Annotated in this window: 4 protein-coding genes; 2 read left to right on the top strand and 2 right to left on the bottom strand. The window is 71.3% G+C overall.

All coding sequences use genetic code 11. The annotated features are described in order from the left end of the window. A partial coding sequence (locus ABWI04_RS41565; RefSeq protein ID WP_353835847.1) for an MFS transporter occupies positions 1 to 387 on the bottom strand: 387 nt, incomplete at its 3' end. Between the two features lie 97 nt (positions 388 to 484). On the opposite strand from ABWI04_RS41565, the gene ABWI04_RS41560 reads away from it, so the two are divergent. Beyond that, a complete protein-coding gene (locus ABWI04_RS41560) occupies positions 485 to 1,363 on the top strand; it encodes a LysR family transcriptional regulator (protein WP_345175223.1) in 879 nt (292 codons plus the stop codon). Between the two features lie 89 nt (positions 1,364 to 1,452). Then, positions 1,453 to 3,087, top strand: coding sequence for a cytochrome bc1 complex cytochrome b subunit (qcrB, locus tag ABWI04_RS41555; protein WP_353835846.1), 1,635 nt, complete (start codon positions 1,453 to 1,455; stop codon positions 3,085 to 3,087). Positions 3,088 to 3,097: 10 nt separating this feature from the next. Here the strand turns inward: qcrB and ctaD are convergent, their stop codons facing one another. After that, complete coding sequence (ctaD, locus tag ABWI04_RS41550) at positions 3,098 to 4,786, bottom strand: aa3-type cytochrome oxidase subunit I (protein ID WP_345175225.1); 1,689 nt, start codon at positions 4,784 to 4,786, stop codon at positions 3,098 to 3,100. Positions 4,787 to 5,125: the final 339 nt, after the last annotated feature.

Below are 5,125 nucleotides of genomic sequence, written 5' to 3'. Positions count from 1 at the left end.
CCGGGCGGGGCCGTCCGCCCACCACCTGCCGCTGCCGGTCATGGGCGGAGGCCCCGTCGGGCTGCCGTCCCTCAAGCCGGTTTGCCACAGCAGCGACCCCGCGCCGAAGGCCGCGACGCCCGCGCGGAAGACGCGGTGCGCGCCGTACCGGTCGGCGAGGGCGCCCGCCGACGGCAGCAGCGCCCCGAAGACGACGGTGTAGCCGGTGACGGCCCATTGCAGGCCCGCGACCGTCCCGTTCAGGGAGTCGGCGAGGTCGGGTTCGGCCACCGACAGGACGGTCGTGTCGAGCAGCACCATGAAGTAGCCGAGCGAGATGCCGAGGAGGGCGAGGCCGCGCCGCCCGGGGGCCGCGTCCGCCGGTGCGGAGGGAAGAACCGAGGTCATGGGGCCCCAGTCTGGGAATCCGCGCCGCCGGGCTCCACCGGCGGAACCGCACGGCGCGTTCGGAATATCCGAACGGACGGGCCGGGTTGCCACCGGCATGGAACTGCGCCAGCTGCGGACGTTCGAGGCCGTCCTCGCCCACCGGACCGTCACCGACGCGGCCAACGCGCTCGGTCTCGCGCCGTCGTCGGTGTCGGAGCAGATCCGCGCGCTGGAGGCGTCGCTGGGCGTCCCGCTGTTCCACCGCGGCCCGAAGGGCATGCGGCCGACCGAGGCGGGCGAGCGGATGCGCGGGTGGGCGCGGCGCCTGCTGCGGCAGGCGGAGGAGGCCCGCCGCGAGGTGGCCGGGGAGCGGCCGGTGCTGCGGCTCGGCGCGCTGGAGTCGATCGCCGCCACGCACGTCCCCCGCGTCCTGGCCAGGCTGGCCGAGCGGCGGCCCGGGCTGCGGGTCGAGGTCCGGTCGGACGCGGCCCGCGACCGGCTCCTCGACGCGGTCGCCTCCGGGGACCTGGAGGCGGCGCTGCTGCTGGACGCCGGGGAGGACGTGGGCGGGCTCGGTTTCCCGCCCCCGCCGGCGCCGCTGGACTTCGTCGACGTGGAGCCGGTGCCGCTCGCCCTCGTCGCCGCGCCGGACCACCGGCTCGCCGCGGCCCCCCGCCTGGCCGCCGGCGACCTGCACGGCGAGAAGCTGCTGGTCAACGTGCCGGCGTGCTCGTTCTGGATGGCCGGCGAGCGGCTTCTCGGCTCCGCGGTCGAGCGGGTCAGGGCGGGCAGCGTCACCGTGATGGCGTCCTGGGCCGAGCAGGGCCTCGGCATCGCGCTGCTCCCCGAGTTCGCCGTCCGCGACCGGCTGGCCGCCGGAACCCTCGCCCGGCTGGCGTTCGACGCCCCGGACCTGGGCCTCCGCCTCGTCTGGCGCGCCGACCGGGAAGCCCTTCCCGGCATGCGGGAGGTGCTCTACGCGGCCGGCGCCTGACCCTGTCCGCGCCGCCGACACGGAGCGTTTGCCCCTACCCACCCCGGGTAGCCGCCAGAGGACACCACTGCTCGGCGGGGGAGAACGCTATGGCAGGGCAAAACGGGAGCGAGACCGCGAAGGCCGAGCGGGTGCGGCAGCTCTTCTGGGGGGTCAACGACCGGCTCGGGTCAGCCGAGTTCCTGGACAAGAACATCCGCAAGGCGTTCCCCAAGCACTGGTCGTTCCTGCTCGGCGAGATCGCGCTCTACTCGTTCGTCGTCCTCCTGCTCAGCGGCGTCTACCTGACGCTGTTCTTCCACCCGAGCGGCACGGAGATCGTCTACGACGGCTCGTACGGCCCGCTCAAGGGCGTCAGGGTCAGCGAGGCGTACGCCTCCACCCTGCACGTGTCGTTCGACGTGCGGGGCGGGCTGCTGATGCGGCAGATCCACCACTGGGGGGCGAACGTCTTCGTCGCGGCGATCTGCGTCCACCTCCTGCGGGTCTTCTTCACCGGTGCCTTCCGCAAGCCGCGGGAGATCAACTGGGTGATCGGCACGACGCTGTTCACGCTGGCCGTCGCCGAGGGGTTCGCCGGGTACTCGCTGCCGGACGACCTGCTGTCGGGCACCGGCCTGCGGATCTTCCAGGGCATCCTGCTGTCGGTCCCGCTCGCCGGGACGTACGCGGCCCTGTGGGCCTTCGGCGGGCAGTTCCCCTCCGCCGAGGAGTTCATCCCGCGGCTGTTCACCGTGCACATCCTGCTCATCCCCGGGATCCTGCTGGCCCTCATCACCGCGCACCTGATGATCCTCTGGCACCAGACCCACACGATCTTCCCGGGCCGGGGGCGGCGGGAGCGGGCGGTGACCGGGGAGCCGACCTTCCCGCACTTCGCGACGCAGAGCACGGCCTACTTCCTCTTCACCTTCGGCGTCCTGGCCGGGCTGGCGGCCTTCTTCCAGATCAACCCGGTCTGGCTGTACGGCCCCTACGACCCGGACCAGGTGTCGTTCGGCTCCCAGCCCGACTGGTACGTCGGGTTCCTCGAAGGCTCGCTGCGCATCATGCCGCCCCTGTCCACGACCGTCGCCGGGCACACGATCTCCTGGAACGTGCTGGTCCCCGCCGTCCTCCTGCCCGGCGCGTTCTTCACGCTCATCGGCCTGTACCCGTTCGTGGAGCGCTGGGCCACGGGGGACGAGCGCCTGCACCACCTGCTGGACCGGCCGCGCAACGCCGCGACCAGGACCGCGATCGGGGCCGCCGTCATCGCCTGGTACGGCAACCTGCTGGCGGCCGGCGGCAACGACTACCTCTCCTCGACCTTCAAGATCCCGCTGTTCTGGACGACCTGGTTCTTCCGCGCCGGCTTCTTCGTCCTCCCGATCGCGGCCTTCGCCGTCACCCGCCGGGTCTGCCTGAGCCTGCAGCGCCGCGACCTGCGGACGCGCGAGGAGGGCGTGGAGAGCGGCCTGGTCTCGCTGACGCCGGACGGGGGGTTCCGGGAGCGGCACGAGCAGCCGTCGGAGGAGGCGGAGGCGCTGATGCGGGCCCGGCGGCCCGGCGACCTGGTCGCGCCCTACCCGCACCACGTGATCCCGCTGCCGACACCGGACCGGGCCCGCACGCAGGTCCGGACCCGCGTCAACCGCTTCTATCTCAACTACCAGGCGGAGTCGCACGGCGGCGGCCAGGGCGACCTGCGGAAGAGCGGCCCGGAGGACGGCCAGGGCGAGTGACCGGCGCCCGTCAGCCGGACCATCCCGGCGGCGGCAGCGCCGGCTCGGCCTCCTGCGGCGGCTCCTTCGGCGGGTAGTGCAGGTCGAACGCGGGGCGCGAGGAGCGGATGCGCGGCATCGAGGTGAAGTTGTGGCGGGGAGGCGGGCACGAGGTCGCCCATTCCAGCGAGGCGCCGGCGCCCCACGGGTCGTCCGTCCCGACGCGTTCGGCGTGCCGCCAGGACCACAGCACGTTCCACAGGAACGCGAACGTCGAGGCGCCCAGGACGAACGAGCCGATCGACGACACGAAGTTCAGGGTCGCGAACTGGTCGGCGTAGTCGGCGTAGCGCCGCGGCATGCCTTCGGCGCCCAGCCAGTGCTGGACGAGGAAGGTGGTGTGGAAGCCGAAGAACAGCGACCAGAAGTGGACCTTCCCCCAGGTCTCGTTCAGCTTCCGGCCCGTCATCTTCGGCCACCAGAAGTAGAACCCGCCGAACATCGCGAACACCACGGTGCCGAACAGCACGTAGTGCAGATGGGCGACGACGAAGAAGGAGTCGGTGAGGTGGAAGTCCATGGGGGGCGAGGCGAGGATGACCCCCGTCAGGCCGCCGAACAGGAACGTCACCAGGAACCCGAGCGCGAACAGCATGGGCGTCTCGAAGGTCAGATGCCCCTTCCAGAGCGTCCCGACCCAGTTGAAGAACTTCAGGCCGGTCGGCACGGCGATCATGAATGAGGTGATGGAGAAGAACGGCAGCAGCACGCCGCCGGTGGCGAACATGTGGTGCGCCCAGACCGTCATCGACAGCCCGGTGATCGCGATGGTGGCGCCGACCATGCCGAGGTAGCCGAACAGCGGCTTGCGGCTGAACACCGGGAGGATCTCGGTGATGATCCCGAAGAACGGCAGCGCCGCGATGTAGACCTCGGGATGGCCGAAGAACCAGAACAGGTGCTGCCAGAGCAGCGCGCCGCCGTTGGAGGGGTCGTAGATGTGGGCGCCCAGCCTGCGGTCGGCCTCCAGCGCGAACAGCGCCGCGGTCAGCACGGGGAAGGCGATGAGGACCATCAGGCTGGTCAGCAGCACGTTCCAGGTGAAGATCGGGAGCCGGAACATCACCATGCCCGGGGCGCGCATCGCGATGATCGTGGAGATCATGTTCACGGAGGTCAGGATCGTTCCCAGGCCCGACAGGATCAGTCCCATGGCCCACATGTCGCCGCCCTGGTTCGGCGTGTACGTCTGGGTGGACAGGGGCGTGTAGGCGAACCAGCCGAAGCCGGGGGCCCCGCCCGGCATGATGAACGAGGCCAGCACCATGAGCGCGCCGAACAGGAACAGGTAGTAGGTGAGCGCGTTCATCCGCGGGAAGGCCACGTCCGGCGCGCCGATCTGCAGCGGGACGAGCACGTTGGCGAACCCGGCGAAGAGCGGGGTGGCGAACAGCAGCATCATGATCGTGCCGTGGATGGTGAACAGCTCGTTGTAGGTCTGGTTGCTCACCACCTGCTTGCCGGGCTCCAGCAGTTCGGCACGCATCAGCATGGCCATGAGCCCGGCGGCCAGGAACATCCCGAACGACGTTCCCAGATAGAGGTAGCCGACCATCTTGTGGTCGGTCGTCGCCAGCACGTGGCCGATTCTCGTTCCCTTGCGGTGCCGCGCGAGCGCGTCGGCGACGCTCGTGTCCTGCCGCCCCTGCACGGTCGTCATCCCGGCCCTCCCCTCCCCCCGTCCGGCCCCATCCGGCCACTTGCCGCGCACGCCGGTTTCAAACGCGGCGGGAGGGGGCCGGAGCGGCCCTGAAATCCGGCATTTCTCCTTAAAAGCCCACAAGCCGATGGCCTGGGGAATCGGGCGAGGGATGAAGGCGCGAAGTTCGGGAAAGCGCCGAAGAATGGCACGTTCGAAGGAGCCCCCCGTGCGAGACGAGAAGCTCACCCCCCGGGCCCGGGAGCCCGCCGGACCACCGCGCCCGCGGGACGCCGGCGGGCAGGCCGGTGTCGCGGCCGCGCGCGACGAGGCCGCACGCGCGCTCGACCGGCTGGACGC

The organism is Actinomadura sp. NPDC000929, assembly GCF_040492065.1.
Taxonomy (GTDB): Bacteria; Actinomycetota; Actinomycetes; order Streptosporangiales; family Streptosporangiaceae; genus Spirillospora; species Spirillospora verrucosospora.
Note: the sequence above shows the minus strand (reverse complement) of the source record. Positions and strands in the feature narration are given on the sequence as shown.